This is a genomic window from Gellertiella sp. DMC107, assembly GCF_056313605.1.
In genome coordinates, this window is the sequence record NZ_JBQUZZ010000001.1 from 202,202 (window position 1) to 219,778 (window position 17,577).

A 17,577-nucleotide genomic window follows, 5' to 3' on the forward strand; every position below is an offset into this window, starting at 1 on the left:
CCACGGGGGCCGGCCTTTTTCGTGGAGACAGAGCTGTTCGCCCCGTCAGCCGCAGCGTTTCGGCGCAAATATCGCCAGGCTGGCCTCATAGACCATGGCCTTCGGTTCCGCTGGATGGGTCGCAAAGCAGTCGTCCGCGCCCGTATCGGCAACCCTTTCCCATTCTGTGGTTCCATTGACGTCCGGCAGGGTGAAAGTGCAGTCGCCGCCCGCATTCAGCACGAGCAGAAGGCAATCGCCCGGCTCCTGATCGCCGATCACCCGCCTGCGGCAGACAAAGGCGCCGAGTACGCGCAGCTCCGTATCGTTCCAGTGCGACTCCTGCATCGGCTGGCCGTCGGGGGCAAACCATGCCAGCTCGAAATGCCCCTCCTCATCTCTCTCGCCCGTCAGAAAAGATTCCTGCCTCAGGCAGGGATGCGCCTTGCGGAAGGCAACCGCCTGCTGGCAGAAGGCCAGAAACGGATCGTCCATGCCCGCCCAGTCGGTCCAGCCGGTTTCATTGTCCTGACAATAGACATTGTTGTTGCCGTCCTGACTGTTTCCGAGCTCGTCACCGCCCAGGATCATCGGCACGCCCTGGCTGGCCAGCAGCGTGAGCATCATGGCCCGCCGCCGCCGGGCGCGGGCGGAGAGGATGTAGCCATCGTCGGTCGCGCCTTCCGCCCCCATATTGTCGGAACAGTTGCTCGAATGACCGTCACGGTTTTCCTCGCCATTGGCGTCGTTGTGCTTGTCGTTGTAGCTCACCGTATCCATCAGCGTGAAACCGTCATGCGCCGACAGCAGGTTGACGGAGGAGGTGGCGTTGCGGTCCGAATGGTTGAACTGCACGGGCGATCCCACCAGCCGTTCGGACAGCTCGCTCAGCATGCCCGGATCCTTGCGCCAGAATTTCCGGACATCGTCCCTGTATTTGTCGTTCCACTCGCGGAAGGGATGCGGAAATCCGCCCACCTGATACCCGCCATGGCCGACATCCCATGGCTCGGCGATCAGCTTGACCCCCGCGAGGATGGGATCCTGCCGGATCGCATCGAGGAAACGTCCCTCCCGTTCGAAACCGTCCTGCTCCCGTCCCAGCGTGCTGGCGAGATCGAAGCGGAATCCGTCCACATGCATGGCATTGACCCAGTAGCGCAGGCTGTCCAGCACCATCCGCATCACCATGGGATGGGCGGTGTTCAGGGAATTGCCCGTGCCGGTCGTATCGTAGGTATGACGCGGATCGTCTTCGGACAGTCGATAATAGCTTCGATTGTCGAGGCCGCGGAAAGACAGGGTCGGACCGAGGTGATTGCCCTCGGCCGTGTGATTATAGACCACATCCATGATCACCTCGATGCCGGCGGCATGGAAGCGCTTGACCATGGTCTTGAATTCCTGGATGCGGTCACCCGACAGGAACCGGGGCTGCGGGGCAAAGAAACCGAGCGTCTGGTAGCCCCAGTAATTGCGCAGTTGCTTCTCCACCAGATACCGGTCATCCAAGAAATACTGGATCGGCAGAAGCTCGACGGCGGAAATGCCGAGCTTCACCAGATGATCCACGATCGGATCGCTGGCCATGCCCAGAAAAGTGCCCCGCAAGTGGTCTGGCACGTCGGGATGCATCATGGTCATCCCGCAAATATGCGTTTCGTAGATGATCGTATCCGTCCAGGGCCGGCGGATCGCCTCGTCTCCGTCCCAGTCGAAAGCGGGATCCTGCACCACACCCTTGACCATGAACGGCGCGCTGTCGCGCGTATCGAAACTGAGATCGCCTTCTCCTGCGCCGATCACATAGCCATACAATGCATCATCCCAGGCAAGTTCGCCGACCACCTGCTTTGCATAGGGATCGAGCAGCAGCTTGTTGGGATTGAAACGATGGCCTTCGGACGGGGCATAGGGCCCGTGAGCGCGATAGCCGTAAACGGTTCCCGGCCCGACACCGACAATATAGCCGGACCAGATATCCCCTTCCCGCTTCGGCAGCGGCAGACGCGCCATCTCCTCCCGACCATCGGGAGAAAACAGGCAGAGCTCCACCTGCTCGGCATGCGCCGAGAAAACGGCGAAATGGGTTCCCTCCCCTGTGTATTCCGCGCCGAGTTCCGGCTTTAGAAAATCCAGTTCCGAAAATGCATAACTCATGGTTTGCCTGTTCATTGGGGTTTGAGAGCGGTCAGTACATCGGTTCCCCGCTGCGGCCGCTCAGAGGATACCGGCTGGAAGTCTTGCCCCGCACGCCATCCGTGACGAAGGCGACGCCGGTTGCTGGACCATCGGTCCATCATGGTCTGGTCGATCAGCAGAATGCCGCCCGCGCTGCGGCGGAACCAGTTTTCGTCCTCATCGGGGTCGAACCCGGCCATCAGGGCGCCGTCGACCCGGGTGTTCGGCGCGACGATCACATTCTTCAACCGCACCTGCGCCCCGATGGTCGCGCCCTGCATCACAACCGACTTCTGCAGTTGCGCGCCGGCAGCGATATTCACGAGCGGAGCGATGGAGGAGGCATCGAGATAGGCGCCGACGGCTTCCGATCCGGGATAGACGAGGCACGGACGCCCCGGCAAAGCCACGTCGCAGCGGCTCCCGATCCAGCCGGAAAGCAGGGGCCAGCTTTCGAGATCGAGCGCGGTTTCGCCCTCCGCCAGATCCATATGCGCCCGATGCAGGGCGTCGATCGTGCCGACATCGCGCCAGTACGCCCGACCGCTTTCCTTGGGCGGCTGGAAACGGTGGACGAAGGCATGGCCCCGCGCCGCCATCAGCGGCACGATATCCTTGCCGAAATCATGGGCAGATTGGTGGTTTGCGGCATCCTGGATCAGCACCCGGCGCAGCCTCGGCCAGTCGAAGACGTAGATCCCCATGCTGGCCAGCGAACGGTCCGGATCTTCCGGCAGACCGGCCGGATCGGCCGGCTTTTCCTGAAATTCGGTGATCTGGCCCATCGCATTGGCGGCAATAATGCCGAACGCGCTGGCCTCCGCGCGCGGCACGATATCAGCCGCAATGGTAATGTCGGCCCCGGCCTCGACATGGCTCCGGATCATCGGCGCGTAATCCATCTGATACACGTGGTCCGCCGCCAGCACGAGGATGTGCCGCGGCTTCAGCCGGTCGATGCGGGCAATGTTGCGATAGATGGCGTCGGCGGTCCCGCGGTAACCCTCGCTTTCGATTTCCGTGCCGCTCCCCAGGCAGGCGGCCATGCCGTCGGCGGCGGCGAAGCGGGGCTCCCAGCGATTGCGCAGATGACTGACCAGCCGCTCCGGCTGGTATTGGGTCGCCACGAAAGCCTGCCGGATGCCCGAATTCAGCACATTGGCCATCACGAAATCGACGATACGGGAAGAGCCGGCAAAGGGAATGGCCGGCTTGCAGTCCTTTGCCGTGAGTTCGTGCAAACGACTGCCGCGACCGCCTGCAAGAATGAAGGCAAGGCAGGTGTCCGTCAGCGAAGCGGGCGTTGAAGTCATGATCGGGTCTATCCATGTCCTGAAGGGAGAGAGGCCGGCAAGGCCGGCGCGACAAGTGGACGGGAAACGCCCGGTGCGTCCAAAAGTTCCCCTGAAAAGCCTGATTGGACAATCAGGAGATGCATGACTTTTTCCATTCCTTCGGAACCTTTGCCACCTCCATCCAGTTCCTTCGGCGTTGATTGAAGGAAACAGGAATGAACATGGAAAAGGTTACCGGTGCCCGGACAGTGGGGCCGGCCCGCGCTTGGGGCCCCCGATGGCTTCCTGACGGCAGCATCGAATTCTCTCTCTGGGCGCCGGATGCGCCGGATATCAAGCTCGTTACCGGCTTTGCCGATCTTCCCATGACCAGAGGCGAGGATGGCTGGCATCGCCTGACCGTGTCGGGCATGAACCCGGGTGATCGCTACAGTTTTCGTCTGCCGGACAGCCGCACCGTCCCCGATCCGGCCTCACGAGCCCAAGCGGCAGACGTGCATGGCGCCTCGCTTCTGGTGGACGGCAATGCATATCGCTGGAAACATGGGGATTTCCGCGGACGGCCGTGGGAAGAAGCCATCATTCTCGAAATCCACATCGGCACCTTCACGCCGGAGGGCACGTTCCGCAGCGCGATCGAAAAGCTCGCGGAGGTTCAGGCAACGGGCATAACCGCCATCGAAGTGATGCCGGTCGCGCAGTTCCGGGGTGATCGAGGCTGGGGCTACGACGGCGTGCTGCACTATGCCCCCCACTCCGCCTATGGCAGCCCCGACGACTTCAAGGCATTCATCGATGCCGCGCACGGCCTCGGCCTCATGGTCTTCCTCGATGTCGTCTACAATCACTTCGGCCCCGAGGGAAATTACCTCTCCGCCTATGCGTCGGATTTCTTCCGGGCCGAGGATCCGACTCCCTGGGGCGCGTCCATCGATTTTCACAACCCCGCCGTGCGTCGCTTCTTTTCAGACAATGCCCATATGTGGCTCGGGGAGTACCGTCTCGACGGTCTGCGTTTCGATGCAACGGAACAGATCCGGGACGAAAGCGAAGTTCACTTTCTGGAAGAACTGTCCGCCGACCTCCGGCACCGCTTTGCCCGGCGGCACCTGCACCTTATCGCCGAGGATCAGCGGGGCCTGCGCTCCTTGCTGAAACGCGACGCTGCGGGCGAACCTCGCTTCTTTACGGCGACCTGGAGCGATAGCCTGCATCACAGCCTGCACGTTCTGGTGACCGGCGAAGCGAAGGGGTATTATCGCCGCTTCGGTGAAAATCTCTGGCAGAACATAGGCAAGGCGGCCACGGAAGGCTTTCTGTTCTCCGAAGAACCACCGGAAAGCGCGGCAAGCGTGCCGCCCAATGTCTATGTCAATTATTTGCAAAACCATGACCAGATCGGAAACCGCGCCTTCGGAGACCGGTTAAACGGCCAGATTTCGCCCGCACTGATGGACATGCTGACGGCCCTGCTGATGCTGATGCCGCAGACGCCGATGCTGTTTCAGGGCGAAGACTATAACGAAACCCGCCCCTTCTGCTTTTTCGCCGATTTCGACGGCGAGTTGGGGGACGCGATGCGAAAGGGACGCGTCGCCGAGGCGGAAAACTTCGGCGGCATGCCTGAAGGCAAGACGCTGGCCGATTTGCCCGATCCTCTGTCGCCCGACACCTTCGAGGCCTCCAAGCTGGACTGGAGCAAGACAGGGACCCCCGAAGGCGAGAAGGCCAGACTTCGCTTGAAATCCCTGTGCGACATCCGTCAGGCCAGGATTGCCCCTCTCCTCAAGGGCGGCGCGCCGGTGTTGGGAGAGGTTCATCCGCTTGCCGATGGGCTGCTTGCCATCGACTGGGCGTTTCCCGAGGGCACCCTGTTTCTTCGCGCCAATCTGACGCGGGAGACAAGGCCTCTGCCACCGGTAGCCGGAGAGGTCATTTATGCGCAAACCGCTGCCGGCTCCGAGCACGGCAGTTGCCTTGAGGACATGCCGGGTCCCGGCATCCTCGTCGCCCTTCAACCCGCCGGCACAAACAATGCCTCCTGAGCGCGACGGCTGGGCGATTGGCCCAGCCACGGCATGGAGGATCGGAAACATAAAGGAGGATCGGATGTCCTCGGGCATATTTCACCGGGGTCCCGCGCTGGCGGGCCCACAGGCAAGCGGCGACACTCTCGAAAGCCTGCACGAGCAGGCCAGGGCCTGTGAGCGCTGTGACCTTTATCGCAACGCCACGCAGGTGGTGTTCGGCGAAGGCGCTGCCGATGCGCCGGTCGTCTTGGTGGGCGAACAGCCGGGCGACAAGGAAGATACAGCGGGGCGCCCCTTCGTCGGCCCCGCAGGCCATAAACTGGATGTCTGCCTCGCCGAAGCGGGCATAGACCGCTCGCGGTGCTATCTCACCAATGCGGTCAAGCATTTCAAGTTCGAGGAACGCGGCACGCGCAGGCTCCATGCGAAGCCCAATTCCGGAGAAATCCAGCGGTGCGGCTACTGGCTGGCGGCAGAACTCCGCCTGATCGAGCCCCGTCTGGTGGTTGCCATGGGCGCAACGGCCCTTTCCTCCCTGCTGGGGCGCAATGTCCGGGTGACCCGCGACCGGGGCAAGCTCTTTGCCACGCCCCATGGCTTCCCTGTTCTGGTCACCGTCCACCCGTCCTTCCTGCTGCGATTGCCGGATCCGGAAGAAGCGCGCCGGGAGCAGGCGCGCTTTGTGGACGATCTGCGCAAGGCGCTGCCTTTCTTCCCGGCCTAGGGACGCGAGGCAGCCTCCAGCGCCACCTGCAATTCGGCAAGACCGAAAGGTTTTTGCAGCAGCACAGCCTTCCTCTCTCCGGGAATCTCGGGGAGATGATTGTGGCCCGTCGCAAAGATGACGCCGATGGTGGGCCGATCCACCCGGATCGTCGAAGCGAGCTCCGTACCCGACATCTTCGGCAGGCCCATATCGGTCAGCAGGATGTCGAATTCCTGCGTTTCGATCAATTCCAGCGCTTCCTCGGCGGAGCCGGCCTCGACGGTCGCGTGCCCCAGCTCGTCGAGCATGTCGACCGTGTTGAGACGGATCAGGAAATCATCCTCGACCAGAAGGAGGCGCAGCGCCCGATGCGCGGCCGCCTGCCGCTCGCTCCCGCCCTTCCCCTGTGCCGGTTCGGAGAGCGGTGCGGGCGACAAGTCTTCACGCGGCGGCGCGGCAGGGAACGCGGCCTCTGCAACGGCACTTTCCGCGCCCTTCCGCGCATTCAACACCTGGCGTATGCGCCGGGCCAGCGCCTCGCGGCTATAGGGCTTGGACAGCAACTCGACACCGGCATCCAGGCGGCCATCATGCACGATGGAATTCTCGGTATAGCCCGATGTGAACAGAACGGCGATCCCCGGAATGCGCTCCCGGGCCATCCGCGCGAGGTCGGGACTGCGCATCGGCCCGGGCATGACCACGTCGGTGAACAGGAGGTCGATATCGATGCCGCTTTCGATAACGGTCCAGGCGCTTTCCGCATCCCGCGCCTTCAGCACGGTGTAACCGAGTTCACCCAGCATGGCGACCACGGTGGCGCGAACTTCGTCATCGTCCTCGGCCACGAGGATCGTTTCCTTCCCCCCGGAAATCGGCCCGATATCCTGTTCGTGGATGCGTTCCTCCGCCTCGGTCGAGCGCGGAAGGTAGAGACGGACCGTCGTGCCGTGGCCGGGCTCGCTGTAGATCTTCACATGGCCACCCGACTGCTTGACGAAGCCGTAAACCATGGAAAGCCCGAGACCGCTGCCCTTGCCCACCGGCTTGGTGGAGAAGAAGGGCTCGAAAACCCGCGCCATGATTTCCGGCGGCATACCGACACCGGTATCGGTCACGGCGACGACGACATACTGGCCGGGCGCCAGATCCGGATCGCGGGAGACCTGATTGGGATCGATCGTCTGGTTACCCAGTTCGATGGTCAGCCGGCCGACGCCATTCATGGCGTCACGCGCATTGATGGCGAGGTTGAGGATCGCATTTTCGATCTGCGACGGATCGACCAGCGTGTTCCAGAGCTCCGCAGCGCGGATCGTCCTGATCTCGATCGCCTCGCCGATCGTGCGGTGCAACAGTTCCTCGATGCTGTCGATGAAGCGCGCGATATTGATGACTTTGGGCTCCAGCGGCTGCCGCCGGCCGAAAGCCAGCAGCTGCGTGGCGAGTTTGGAGCCGCGCCCCACTCCGGCCAGCGCCCGCTCGATATGCTGGCTTGCCCGGGCATTGCCGGCCACCTCGCGGGTCAGCAGTTGCAGACTTCCGGAGACGACCTGGAGAAGATTGTTGAAGTCATGGGCAATACCGCCCGTGAGCTGGCCGATGGCCTCCATCTTCTGCGCCTGCAGGAGCTGAAGCTCTGCCTGTTCGAGGGCCGCGGCCTGCTCGTGCTCGGCGGTCACGTCGCGGCCATAGGCGAAGAGCAGCTGGCCCTCCATGGTGATGCGCCAGTCGATCGCCCGCTGCGCCCCGTCCTTGTGCCGGAAGCGAATGACCTGATCGATGAAATACGGTTTCAGCCCCCCTTCAGAGAGCGAAAACTGCATCGCCGTCTCCGAGTCTTCCCAGAGAAAATTGCGGAACGGTTCGCCGATGACTTCGCGGGGACTGAAGCCGAGGGCCGCAGTCCAGGCGGGATTGACGGAACGGATGGTGCCGTTTTCATTCAAAACCACCAGAAGATCGCGGGAATTGCGCCAGATCCGGTCGAGTTCCGCGGTACGCTCCACCACCTGTTGTTCCAGCGACTGGGCAAACTGCTTGAGCTCCTGCTCCGCTCGCCGCCGTTCCGAGGCCACCCGGGTGCGCTCGGCGACATCACGGATGAAATCGATTTCGTCCTCGGTCCACTCCCGCGCATCCTCGTGATTGAGATAGAGCAGCGCCACCAGCCCCTCGCGTTCGGTGACGGGCATGTTGACGAAGGATTGCGCGCTGATGGCCTTGAGGGCATCGGCATTTTCAGAGGTCCGCGGATCGCGATAGGCATCGGAAATATAGACCGTTTCGCCGCGCTTCAGATCCTCGATATAGCTGCCATAGTCTCGAAAGTGCAGCGTTCCGGCGAGACTCTTGATCCCCGGTGCATTCCAGTCCTTGTCGATAGAGATCGTTTCGCGCTCCGCGTCGATGGTGCCATAGCCCGCACGACTGACATTCATCACCCGCGCCAGCGTCTCTGCCGCGGAAAACGCGATCTCTGCAGGATCCTCCAGGAGCCGGAACCGGTCGGAGAGCTCGATCAGGGCAGCACGGCGGATTTCCTGGGCCCGCACATCGGTCACGTCCACATTGACGCCGATCAGCCCCAGAAATTCTCCCGTGCTGTCGAACCGGGGCTGGGAGCGGCATTGCAGCGTCCGATACTGTCCCTCCGCGTTGCGGATGCGCAACTCGATCATGGACGGTTGTCGACGGGCCTGCTGATCCTGAATGCGGGTGGTGACCAGCTCCATGTCCCGCGGGTGAATGACGGCTTCCCAGTCGAAAGTCCCGGGCTCCTCGTCGCCCATGGCCCAGAAATCGCGCATGGCCGCATTGAGAAAAGTGATGCGGCCATTGTGATCCGTCATCCACAGCATCACCGGCGCATCCTGCGCCACAAGCCGGAAGCGGGTTTCGCTGTCGCGAAGCGCCTCCTCGATCAGTTTCTGTTCGGTGACATCGTGTCCCTGCACGAAAATGCCTGTCGGAACACCGTCTTCCGCATAGACAGGCTGGTAGATGAAATCCAGAAACCGTTCGTCTTTCTCGCCGCTGTCGCGCCGGTTGAGAAGAACCCGGACGCCCCGGCCGACAAAGGGAATGCCCGTCTCCCGCACCCGGTCGAGCAGATTGATGAACCCCTGGTCCACCACCTCGGGCAGGGCTTCCCGAACCGGCTTACCGAGTATTTCGCGATCGTCCACGAGGAGGCGATAGGCGCGATTTGCCATTTCGAACACATGTTCGGGTCCGACCAGCGTCGCCACGAAGCCGGGCGCTTGCTCGAACATCTGGCGCAGTCGTTCCTCCTGGCACTTCACCTGCCGCTCGGCCCGCACCTTGCTCGTCGTCTCCACCACGATGGCGATGACACCGGCCGTGTCTCCGTTTTCATCGGGAACAGGCGAATAATCGAGATTGAGCCAGACCTGCTCCGGCATGCCGTTGTGCCGGTAGAGCGTCATTTCCTGATCCCGATAGGCCAGCGTTCCGCCGGCAAAACAGGTCCGCAGGACGTTCTCGTTGAAGTCGGCCACCTCCGGCCAGGCGTCCCCCACCTTCGCTCCGAACACCGCAGGATGACGCCCACCGCAGATCTCGGCGTAGCCGTCATTGTAGATCATCACCCCGTCTTCGCCCCAGAGCGTGACCATGGGAACCGATGACCGCATGATCAGGTCGACCGTCGTCCGGATATGCATCGGCCAGGTCTGCGGAGGCCCGAGCGGTGTGCTGGACCAATCGAAACGCTTGGCAATGTCCGCCACGCATGGGGCCTTCGCCACCGTGCCGGCGGCCACGCCTCGCCCCTCCTCCGCGGAAACACCCGTGTCGATCAAGATCTGCTCTTTCCGTTTTTTCTATCGGACGGTGAAGTCGTAGAGATAAACACCGATAGCGGAACATATTCCTCCCGCGATCGGTCCCCTGAAGCGAGATAGGGCGATTGCACCGTTTCGCAAGACAACGAAACGCACTATCCCTGTCACGGGTCTCCGTTTCAGCCTACAACCGGTATGGTCATGGTGAAAACGGCGCCCTTGTCCGATGCAAAGGCGTAACGTCCACCCAACTGCGCGACGAATCCGGCAATCAGCTTGCTGCCCATTCCCTTTGAAGCGACGTCGGCATCGAAGCCCGGCCCGTCATCCCGGATCGTCAGGACGGTAAACCCGTCCGCCTGCCGCAGATTGACGTCCAGCCGTCCTCTTTCCTTGCCCTCGAAGGCATATTTGAAGGCATTGGACACCACTTCATTGACGACCAGCCCGATGGGAAGCGCCTGGTCGCGATCGACAAAAATATCCTCCATGTCGAAATGCACGTCGACATCCCGGTTATAGGCGCGGGCGATTTCCGTCACCACGCGGGTGAGATAGGGGGCCGCTTCCAGCCTGTCGAACTGGTCGGACTGATAGATCTGTTCGTGAACGGCTATCATTGCGGAAATGCGGTTCACCATTTCCTTGCGCGCCTGATCCGGCAGGGGCTGAAGCCGCACCAGCGCCGAGACGGCCTGGAGATTGTTCTTCACCCGGTGGTGAATTTCGCGGAACAGGAAATTGTTACGCTCCAGTGCCTTTTCCAGTTCGCCATTGCGGGCCACGTAGGCGCGCAGCAGACCGGCGATCGATACGGCCTCGATCAGAAGAAGGGCGATCATGGGCAGGCCGAAGACCACTTCCTGCTTCAGCGTCGTCCAGAAAATGCTGAGCGTTTCCTTGCGCTCGATCCCCGCCACGGCGATGAGCGGCCACTTGTTGACCCGCCAGAAACCCACGATCCGGGACTTGTGATCCACCGGAGAAACATCGCTGTGATAGAAACCGCTCTGCTGCCACCGCAGCGGCGGATCGAAAATCGGGAGATCCTTGAGCTGCATGCTCTTCGACACGGCGGGGTAGCGGGCCACCAGCCAGCCATCATCCCCGATCACGCCGATGGTGGAATAGGCCCCGAGCTGCATGCTGCTCCAGAATTCCACCAGCTTGCTGACCGGAATGGCAATCGTGGCGGCACCATGAAAGACATTGCCGCGCTTCAGGCCACGGGCGATCACGAAGACCTGCTCCTTGCTGATCCGCTCCACCAGCTGGGGCGAAATCACCGTCTGCTCGGTCGTCTGCACCTTCTGGAAATAGCTTCGATCGGAGACGTCGATGGTCGGAGCATTGGCGATGTTGGAAAGCCTCAGACGGCCCTTCTCGTCATAGACAGCATATTGGAAGCCCGCCGGAAGTCCGCTGACCGCCTGGGCCAGATCGTCCGCCGTATCGCTCATCGACTGGATCGGCTTGTCCGCCAGCACCGCATCGATGCGGCGCAGGGCCTGATCGCTTGCCTCGATCATCCATTCCAGATTCGCGGCCACCACATGGGCGGACGACATCGCGCGCGCTTCGCCCGCACTGATGGCAGACCTGTAGTTCTGCCAGACCATCAGCCCGGTCAACCCGATGATCGCAATGAAAAAGGCCGTACCCATGCCGATCGCCAGCACAGGCAAGCCCTTGCGGCCACGAAGCACCGATGTGCCCACGTCGTTCAATAGGAGCCCCCCTTCGCAAATCCCGAATGCGGGAAGCATCCTGACCGAAATCCGAACACCGTCCCGCCGCTTGCCCGAAGGCCGGACCTTGCACGGACCCGTCCGCGCAACCCCCGAAGGCAAAATCCACAAGCGGAGATTGCCATGCGTATGTTTATCGAATCCCTTGTATGACGCATCAGTTATTTCACGACAAAGGGAAATTATTCCACTGTCAAAAGTCGCATCCGATAAATTCCCCGTCAATAATGACAGGGTCGGAACAATCGGTGAGCTTGTCGGTTCTTGGGCAGGGGGCCTAAAGAATTCTATCAAGAGGAGTGAATACCCATGGCTCAGAAAATGCTTCAGGACCTTTTTTACGATACGCTGAAGGATATTTACTACGCCGAGCGTCAAATTCTCAAAGCATTGCCCAAGATGGCACGGGCGGCACAGTCGGATAAACTTCGCCAGGCCTTCGAAAAACACCGCGAGGAAACCGAGGGCCAGGTGGAACGGTTGCAGCAGGTGTTTGAAATCATCGGCAAGCGCGCTCAGGGCAAGACCTGCGAAGCCATCCAGGGCATCATCGCCGAGGGCGAGGAAATCATGGAAGAGTTCAAGGGTTCCCCTGCCCTCGATGCGGGACTGATTTCGTCCGCGCAGGCTGTCGAGCATTACGAAATGACCCGCTACGGCACCCTCGCCGCCTGGGCAAAGCAGCTTGGCCACACGGATGCCGCCAAGCTTCTGGAACAGACGCTGAAGGAAGAAACCAATACCGACACGTCGCTGACCACCCTCGCCGAAACCGCGCTCAATGCGGCCGCCGAACGCAAGGCAGCCTGACCCGGCATTCTCAAGCGAAAGGCCGGCGGATTGTTTCCGCCGGCCTTTTTCATGCAAACCCGATTGAAGTCGTCGCCTTTAGTGCAGCCAGATCGACAGGCCGGAAGCGGCCACGCCGGTCTGCTCGCTGCGGCCCAGCCCCAGTTCCTCCACGGCATATTTCTGGGCAGCCACTTCCGCCGTTTCCTTGTTGGGATAACGGTCAGGGAGAACATAGCCGCGGCCATTCACCGAAAGAAGGGCTTTCCGGCTCAGGAAATCGAAATGGAGCTGCAGGTGGTGGCGGGTGTTATCCGGACGTTCCATGGCAATTTTTTCCTCCGCTGGTTTCGGCTCTAACGCCAAACGGGGCCTTTGGTTCCATGGGAACGATCCGGGTTCCGGGGTGTTTACGGGCAACAGTCCAGTCAACTGAAAAGGTGACCCATGACCGAATTCCTCTGGCTCCTGATCCTCGTAGACGGGCCTCTGCTGCTCGGCCTCCTTATTGCGTCCTACCTGCTCAACCGCCTGCCCCCGATAGAGGCCGCCGCCGGATATGATCGGGACAGGGCAGCGTCTTCCAGCTTTTCCATCAACCGAAATGCCCGCAGGGGCATGATCTGATGGACGCGCTGGAATTCGAGGCGCGTCTGAATGCCTATCGCAAGCTGCTGCTTCAGATCCTGACGATGCTGGCCGGCGATCCACGCTTCGCCGCCATGCTGGAGCAATACCGGTCCGAAACGGAAAATGTCCAGGATCATCAGGAAGATCCAGGGGTCGTGGAACCCGACCCCGCCTTTGCAATCAAGGGACGGGCCCACGAGGAGCTGCAGGCCCTTCTGGCGGCCGCGCTCGTCAGAGCCAACAGGGAACGGCCGGAAGCGACCGCCCTTGGCCGCTAGCCTTCCCTTGGCACACACACAACAGGAGCAAGCCATGATACCGAGCCCCACGCCTTCGCAACCAAAACCCGCCGATCCGCCACCACATCTGTGGGGTGAGGATTTCCCGGTCGATGAACCGGAATGGGAACGCTTTCCCGACGAGACGCCCGTGCCCAACCCGGATGAAAACCGGGAACCGGCCCGCTACTGCCGCCGTCTGCCATTGCCGAATTGAGCCGGCCTGACAGTGCCGGATGTCTTTCGGTGGCGATGACGCTTCCGGCTGACAGCAAGGCCTGATGAATCGCCAGTTCCGTCAGGCCCTATTCCTGCCCCGCCGACAGGCTCAGGCGACGGGACAGACATCGGTTCTGATCATGAAGGGATGCAGCAGATCGGGCCGGCCGGCGGAGCCGGAAGTAAGGCTCGGCCAGCACGTGGATCTCGTTTCGATGACCGTTTCAGCCCTGCCTTATGACTGCTTTTCCCGCATGAGAAACTTGTTGAAGCGGCTCTTTTCACCATCGGCGGTTTGATCCTGGTAGAGAAAGGCCAGACTGCTCTCATCGAAAATCTGAAAGAATTCCTCCCATTCGATCCGTTCGAGCGTGTCTTCCGGCTTGCCGAAGTCGATCCGGAGAATGCCGCCCTCGCCTTCGGTCCGGACCTTCGCGGGATGGCCGCGTCGGGCCTCGGCCCATTGGCGAATGGTCTTGTGATCGGTGGTGGTCGTCGACGAACTCATGGTGATCTCCGCTTGGTTATCCTTACGCAGATCAACGCCTGCAAACGAAGGGCTGTTCCATCAACAAAGGCGACTTCCATGGTGAATGAAGATAAACAATTCGGGCATCATCGATTCAAATATAAGAAATCGCACCTTGTAGCGAAAACGCTTCGCCCTAATAGTTACAATCGATTTAGTTCTTATTTGCTTACTGTCTGAAGCCAGCTACGACGTGGTGGCATACATGGATCTTCTGCTCATTGCCGGCCTTCGGCGAAACTCTATCCTCGGCTACGTCTTCGCATTGGTGACGGTCGGCATCGCTTTTGCCTTGAGAATGGCGGCAGATGAATATCTCGATCCGTTCCCTTACTTGCTTTTCATACCGCCGGTGATCATCTCCGCCTTTTTTGGCGGCATCGGACCCGGTCTCCTGAGTGTGATGCTGAGCTGTTTCATGGGTCAGTATCATCTTTACTGGAGCGGGAACGGCGGTTCACTCTCCTCGGTGCAGATCGTCGGCCTCGCCGGCTTCGCGCTCAACGGCGTTCTGGTCGTCACGCTGATCGACGGCCTGCTGGGCGCACTGCGGGTGAAAGCGGAGCATGAGCGGGAGCTGGCGGAAATTCGCGGTCATTTCGATCGACTGGTCGAGGAACGGGCAGACCAGATCCGGCTGGAGATGAGCGAGCACGTGTCCACCCAGAGCCAGATGCGCGAATTGCAGAAAATCGATACGATCGGACAGTTGACCGGTGGTCTCGCGCACGATTTCAACAACATGCTCGCCGTCATCATCGGCAGTCTCGATATTGCCGAACGGCGGCTGGCGCGTGGGCAGACCGAGGAGGTCGGAACCTTGCTCGGCAATGCGCGCGATAGCGCCAAGCGTGCCGCCTCGCTGACGAGCCGCCTCCTCGCCTTTTCACGGCGCCAGACCCTTCGCCCGGAAATTCTGGATCCCGCCACCGAGCTGGAACGCTTGCCCGCACTGCTTGCCCGGCACCTGGATGCAGACATTGCGATAGAACTGAAACTGGCGGAGAAGCTGTGGCCGGTCTATGCCGATCCCACGCAACTGGAACAGGCCCTGCTCAACCTTGCATTGAACGCCGGCGATGCCATGCCGCAGGGAGGGCTGGTGACCATCGCCGCGGAAAATGCCGAGCTGGACTCCGAATATCTGCAAGCCCATCCGGAAGTCCGACCCGGACACTATGTGCGGCTATCGGTAACCGATACGGGATGCGGAATGGAGCCGCAGGTCATAGAGCGGGCCTTCGATCCATTCTACACCACCAAGGGACCCGGAAACGGTGCCGGACTTGGCCTCAGCCAGGTTTTCGGATGGATCAAGCAGACCGGTGGCCATATTCGCCTGCAGTCCGCCGCAGGACAGGGGACGAGCGTCCACCTCTATCTGCCGCGCCATGCCGGCCAGACCGCTGTTGTCGAGGCCAGCGCCGGCTCTCACGAAGCCCCGCTCGAGCGACTGCGCGACGAAGTCGTGCTGGTCGTGGAGGATGAAGACAATGTGCGCCAGATGACCGTCGAGGCCCTCCGGGAAATCGGCTACACGGTCGTCGAAGCCTCGGGCGGCCGCGACGCGCTCCAGCAGATAAACCATCACATGAAGATAGACCTGCTTTTCACCGACGTGGTCATGCCGGACATGAACGGCAAACTGGTGGCCGATGCCGTCCGCGACCGTTTTCCGGGCGTAAAGGTGATCTTCACCACCGGTTACACCCGCAACGCCATCGTGCAGAACGGCACGGTAGAACCGGGGATCAATCTCCTGCTGAAACCCTTCACGCTGGAACAGCTTTCGACCAAGGTATCCGAGATCCTGCGCCGCAAATAGAAAAGGCGTGGAGAACCCGATGGGTTGCACCACGCCTTTGCGAGAGGCCCTAAAGGCTTAGTTTACAGAACGACCGCTCTGTTCCTGTTCCTTGGTGACCGCTTCCGAAGCGGCGACCGAGAGCTGCACCCGGCCCGCTTCCACCGACTTGACCAGCGCCATATCGATGAAGTGATGGTGGCCCGCATGGCCCGCCGGGTTTTCCGATTTGGTGAGCTTGATGCGGCCCTCCTCGACACGGTCGACGGTTCCCACATGCTGGCCGTCGGAGCCGATCACTTCGGCATGTTCGCGGATGGATTGTGAATCGATCATGGCAAAACTCCTTTGCTCTATGGCTGCGAAGAAGAAACGCATGAACCGAGCGATACGATCCTTGGAGAGCAGCAAAATAATATCGCCATCACCGAAACGAACCGGAACCAACGGTGCATCAAAACGTTCTTTCGAAGATTCGGCAACGCAAAATGACAATTTGCCTGCCGCAAGGAAATACTTCGCAGAATTCAGAGGTTTGACAGGAGGTACACATGGGCTTCGGACGCGGAATACTGCTTTGGCTTCTCGGGATCCCGATTCCGATTATCATTCTGCTCGCGCTGTTCTGGCGATAGGAGGACTACATGACTCTCCCTGTATCCACTTATGGGTCTGATCCCACGGTGGAGTCCTCTTCATCGGCCGTCTATTGGGGGCCGATCATTGCGGGAGCGATGGCGGCAGCGGTGCTGACCGCACTGCTCATGCTTGTGGGCGCTGGCCTTGGGCTGACCATGGTCTCGCCCTTCTCTCACGAGAGTGCCAGCCTCGCCACCATTGGCATCAGTGCGGCCATCTGGCTAATCGTCGTGCAATGGCTTTCGGCCGGTGTCGGCGGATACCTGACCGGACGCCTGCGCACGAAATGGTCGGGCATTCATACGGACGAGGTTTACTTCCGGGATACGGCCCACGGCTTTCTCGCCTGGGCACTGGCGACGCTCCTCATGCTCGCCATGGCGGGATCGACCGCGAGCGGTCTCGTCAGTGCAGGCGCCAGCGCGGTGAGCAATACCGTCGGCAGCGCCGTGCAGGGTGCCGTCGTTGCCGGTGCCGATGAGGCCGACACGTCCAACGCCGATCCAATCGGTTATTTCACCGACATGATGATGCGTCCGGCCGATCCGGCCCGGGCAAGCGCCGGCGATCCGGCGGCCAGCAATCGTGAAGTTGGACGAATTCTGGTCTATGCGGCGGCAAACGGGGAACTTTCTGCCGCCGACCGCGATTATCTGAACCGAGTGGTCGCAGCCCGCACCGGATTGTCCGAAGCGGATGCGAAAACCCGCATCGATGATGTGTTGAAGCAGGCGGACGACGCCCGTGTCAAAGCCCAGGAGGCCGCTGACACTGCCCGCAAGGGAACGGCAACCGTGGCCCTTCTGGGGGCCCTCGCCCTCTTTATCGGCGCGTTTATTGCCGGTGCGGCGGCCGCACTCGGTGGCCGGCAAAGGGATGAAGATGAAAGTCGACTTGACGCCTGACACTGATCGACGATGAAACGAACGACCCGGCGTGGCTCG

15 protein-coding genes are annotated in these 17,577 nt (G+C 61.2%); 8 read left to right on the forward strand and 7 right to left on the reverse strand.

Features of this window, described 5'->3' with window-relative positions; all coding sequences use genetic code 11:
• Positions 1-45: 45 nt before the first annotated feature.
• Together glgX and ACT54B_RS00920 are read right to left on the reverse strand one after the other, a co-directional pair.
• Positions 46-2,139, reverse strand: a complete 2,094-nt coding sequence (glgX, locus tag ACT54B_RS00915; protein WP_476042145.1) for a glycogen debranching protein GlgX — start codon at positions 2,137-2,139, stop codon at positions 46-48.
• Positions 2,140-2,150: 11 nt separating this feature from the next.
• The gene (locus ACT54B_RS00920; RefSeq protein WP_476042146.1) at positions 2,151-3,473 is read right to left on the reverse strand and encodes a sugar phosphate nucleotidyltransferase; all 1,323 of its coding nucleotides are present in this window, start codon (positions 3,471-3,473) and stop codon (positions 2,151-2,153) included.
• Positions 3,474-3,670: 197 nt separating this feature from the next.
• Here ACT54B_RS00920 and treZ point away from each other — a divergent pair, with 197 nt between their 5' ends.
• Together treZ and ACT54B_RS00930 are read left to right on the forward strand one after the other, a co-directional pair.
• A complete protein-coding gene (gene treZ, locus ACT54B_RS00925) occupies positions 3,671-5,500 on the forward strand; it encodes a malto-oligosyltrehalose trehalohydrolase (protein ID WP_476042148.1) in 1,830 nt (609 codons plus the stop codon).
• A 64-nt stretch (positions 5,501-5,564) separates the two neighbouring features.
• Positions 5,565-6,209 carry a UdgX family uracil-DNA binding protein gene (locus tag ACT54B_RS00930; RefSeq protein ID WP_476042149.1) on the forward strand — a complete coding sequence of 215 codons (645 nt, stop codon included), beginning with the start codon at positions 5,565-5,567 and terminating at the stop codon, positions 6,207-6,209.
• On the opposite strand, the gene ACT54B_RS00935 is transcribed toward ACT54B_RS00930, so the two are convergent.
• Together ACT54B_RS00935 and ACT54B_RS00940 are read right to left on the reverse strand one after the other, a co-directional pair.
• The gene (locus ACT54B_RS00935) at positions 6,206-10,015 is read right to left on the reverse strand and encodes a PAS domain S-box protein (protein ID WP_476042151.1); all 3,810 of its coding nucleotides are present in this window, start codon (positions 10,013-10,015) and stop codon (positions 6,206-6,208) included. The two genes, ACT54B_RS00930 and ACT54B_RS00935, sit on opposite strands and share 4 nt — an antisense overlap.
• A 161-nt stretch (positions 10,016-10,176) precedes the next feature.
• The gene (locus ACT54B_RS00940) at positions 10,177-11,715 is read right to left on the reverse strand and encodes a sensor histidine kinase (protein WP_476043447.1); all 1,539 of its coding nucleotides are present in this window, start codon (positions 11,713-11,715) and stop codon (positions 10,177-10,179) included.
• 339 nt (positions 11,716-12,054) lie between these two features.
• Between ACT54B_RS00940 and ACT54B_RS00945 the strand changes: the two genes are divergently transcribed.
• Positions 12,055-12,555: a YciE/YciF ferroxidase family protein gene (locus tag ACT54B_RS00945; RefSeq protein ID WP_476042153.1), complete on the forward strand. Its 501-nt coding sequence runs from the start codon at positions 12,055-12,057 to the stop codon at positions 12,553-12,555.
• Between the two features lie 78 nt (positions 12,556-12,633).
• Here the strand turns inward: ACT54B_RS00945 and ACT54B_RS00950 are convergent, their stop codons facing one another.
• On the reverse strand, positions 12,634-12,861 hold the full coding sequence (locus tag ACT54B_RS00950; protein WP_476042155.1) for a hypothetical protein: 228 nt from the start codon (positions 12,859-12,861) through the stop codon (positions 12,634-12,636).
• A 120-nt stretch (positions 12,862-12,981) separates the two neighbouring features.
• On the opposite strand from ACT54B_RS00950, the gene ACT54B_RS00955 reads away from it, so the two are divergent.
• The 3 genes from ACT54B_RS00955 to ACT54B_RS00965 are packed head-to-tail and all read left to right on the forward strand — an operon-like array spanning position 12,982 to position 13,659.
• Positions 12,982-13,161, forward strand: a complete 180-nt coding sequence (locus ACT54B_RS00955; protein WP_476042156.1) for a hypothetical protein — start codon at positions 12,982-12,984, stop codon at positions 13,159-13,161.
• A complete protein-coding gene (locus ACT54B_RS00960) occupies positions 13,161-13,442 on the forward strand; it encodes a hypothetical protein (RefSeq protein WP_476042157.1) in 282 nt (93 codons plus the stop codon). The genes ACT54B_RS00955 and ACT54B_RS00960 overlap by 1 nt, the downstream gene beginning before the upstream one ends.
• A gap of 34 nt (positions 13,443-13,476) precedes the next feature.
• Positions 13,477-13,659 (forward strand): hypothetical protein, encoded by a 183-nt coding sequence (locus tag ACT54B_RS00965; protein WP_476042159.1) that lies wholly within the window; start codon positions 13,477-13,479, stop codon positions 13,657-13,659.
• Between the two features lie 237 nt (positions 13,660-13,896).
• Here the strand turns inward: ACT54B_RS00965 and ACT54B_RS00970 are convergent, their stop codons facing one another.
• Positions 13,897-14,169 carry a hypothetical protein gene (locus tag ACT54B_RS00970; RefSeq protein WP_476042160.1) on the reverse strand — a complete coding sequence of 91 codons (273 nt, stop codon included), beginning with the start codon at positions 14,167-14,169 and terminating at the stop codon, positions 13,897-13,899.
• Positions 14,170-14,395: 226 nt separating this feature from the next.
• On the opposite strand from ACT54B_RS00970, the gene ACT54B_RS00975 reads away from it, so the two are divergent.
• Entirely contained in the window at positions 14,396-16,015 is a 1,620-nt protein-coding gene (locus ACT54B_RS00975; RefSeq protein WP_476042161.1) for an ATP-binding protein, read from the forward strand.
• 57 nt (positions 16,016-16,072) lie between these two features.
• Here ACT54B_RS00975 and ACT54B_RS00980 read toward each other — a convergent pair whose 3' ends face one another.
• A complete protein-coding gene (locus tag ACT54B_RS00980) occupies positions 16,073-16,330 on the reverse strand; it encodes a DUF2171 domain-containing protein (protein ID WP_476042163.1) in 258 nt (85 codons plus the stop codon).
• Positions 16,331-16,638: 308 nt separating this feature from the next.
• On the opposite strand from ACT54B_RS00980, the gene ACT54B_RS00985 reads away from it, so the two are divergent.
• Positions 16,639-17,538 carry a hypothetical protein gene (locus tag ACT54B_RS00985; protein WP_476042165.1) on the forward strand — a complete coding sequence of 300 codons (900 nt, stop codon included), beginning with the start codon at positions 16,639-16,641 and terminating at the stop codon, positions 17,536-17,538.
• Positions 17,539-17,577: the final 39 nt, after the last annotated feature.

Excerpts from the sequence above, each read along its gene's own strand:
- glgX (WP_476042145.1), bottom strand. The coding sequence starts at position 2,139 with ATGAGTTATGCATTTTCGGAACTGGATTTTCTAAAGCCGGAACTCGGC.
- ACT54B_RS00920 (WP_476042146.1), bottom strand. The coding sequence starts at position 3,473 with ATGACTTCAACGCCCGCTTCGCTGACGGACACCTGCCTTGCCTTCATT.
- treZ (WP_476042148.1), top strand. The coding sequence starts at position 3,671 with ATGAACATGGAAAAGGTTACCGGTGCCCGGACAGTGGGGCCGGCCCGC.
- ACT54B_RS00930 (WP_476042149.1), top strand. The coding sequence starts at position 5,565 with ATGTCCTCGGGCATATTTCACCGGGGTCCCGCGCTGGCGGGCCCACAG.
- ACT54B_RS00945 (WP_476042153.1), top strand. The coding sequence starts at position 12,055 with ATGGCTCAGAAAATGCTTCAGGACCTTTTTTACGATACGCTGAAGGAT.
- ACT54B_RS00950 (WP_476042155.1), bottom strand. The coding sequence starts at position 12,861 with ATGGAACGTCCGGATAACACCCGCCACCACCTGCAGCTCCATTTCGAT.
- ACT54B_RS00955 (WP_476042156.1), top strand. The coding sequence starts at position 12,982 with ATGACCGAATTCCTCTGGCTCCTGATCCTCGTAGACGGGCCTCTGCTG.
- ACT54B_RS00960 (WP_476042157.1), top strand. The coding sequence starts at position 13,161 with ATGGACGCGCTGGAATTCGAGGCGCGTCTGAATGCCTATCGCAAGCTG.
- ACT54B_RS00965 (WP_476042159.1), top strand. The coding sequence starts at position 13,477 with ATGATACCGAGCCCCACGCCTTCGCAACCAAAACCCGCCGATCCGCCA.
- ACT54B_RS00970 (WP_476042160.1), bottom strand. The coding sequence starts at position 14,169 with ATGAGTTCGTCGACGACCACCACCGATCACAAGACCATTCGCCAATGG.
- ACT54B_RS00975 (WP_476042161.1), top strand. The coding sequence starts at position 14,396 with ATGGATCTTCTGCTCATTGCCGGCCTTCGGCGAAACTCTATCCTCGGC.
- ACT54B_RS00980 (WP_476042163.1), bottom strand. The coding sequence starts at position 16,330 with ATGATCGATTCACAATCCATCCGCGAACATGCCGAAGTGATCGGCTCC.
- ACT54B_RS00985 (WP_476042165.1), top strand. The coding sequence starts at position 16,639 with ATGACTCTCCCTGTATCCACTTATGGGTCTGATCCCACGGTGGAGTCC.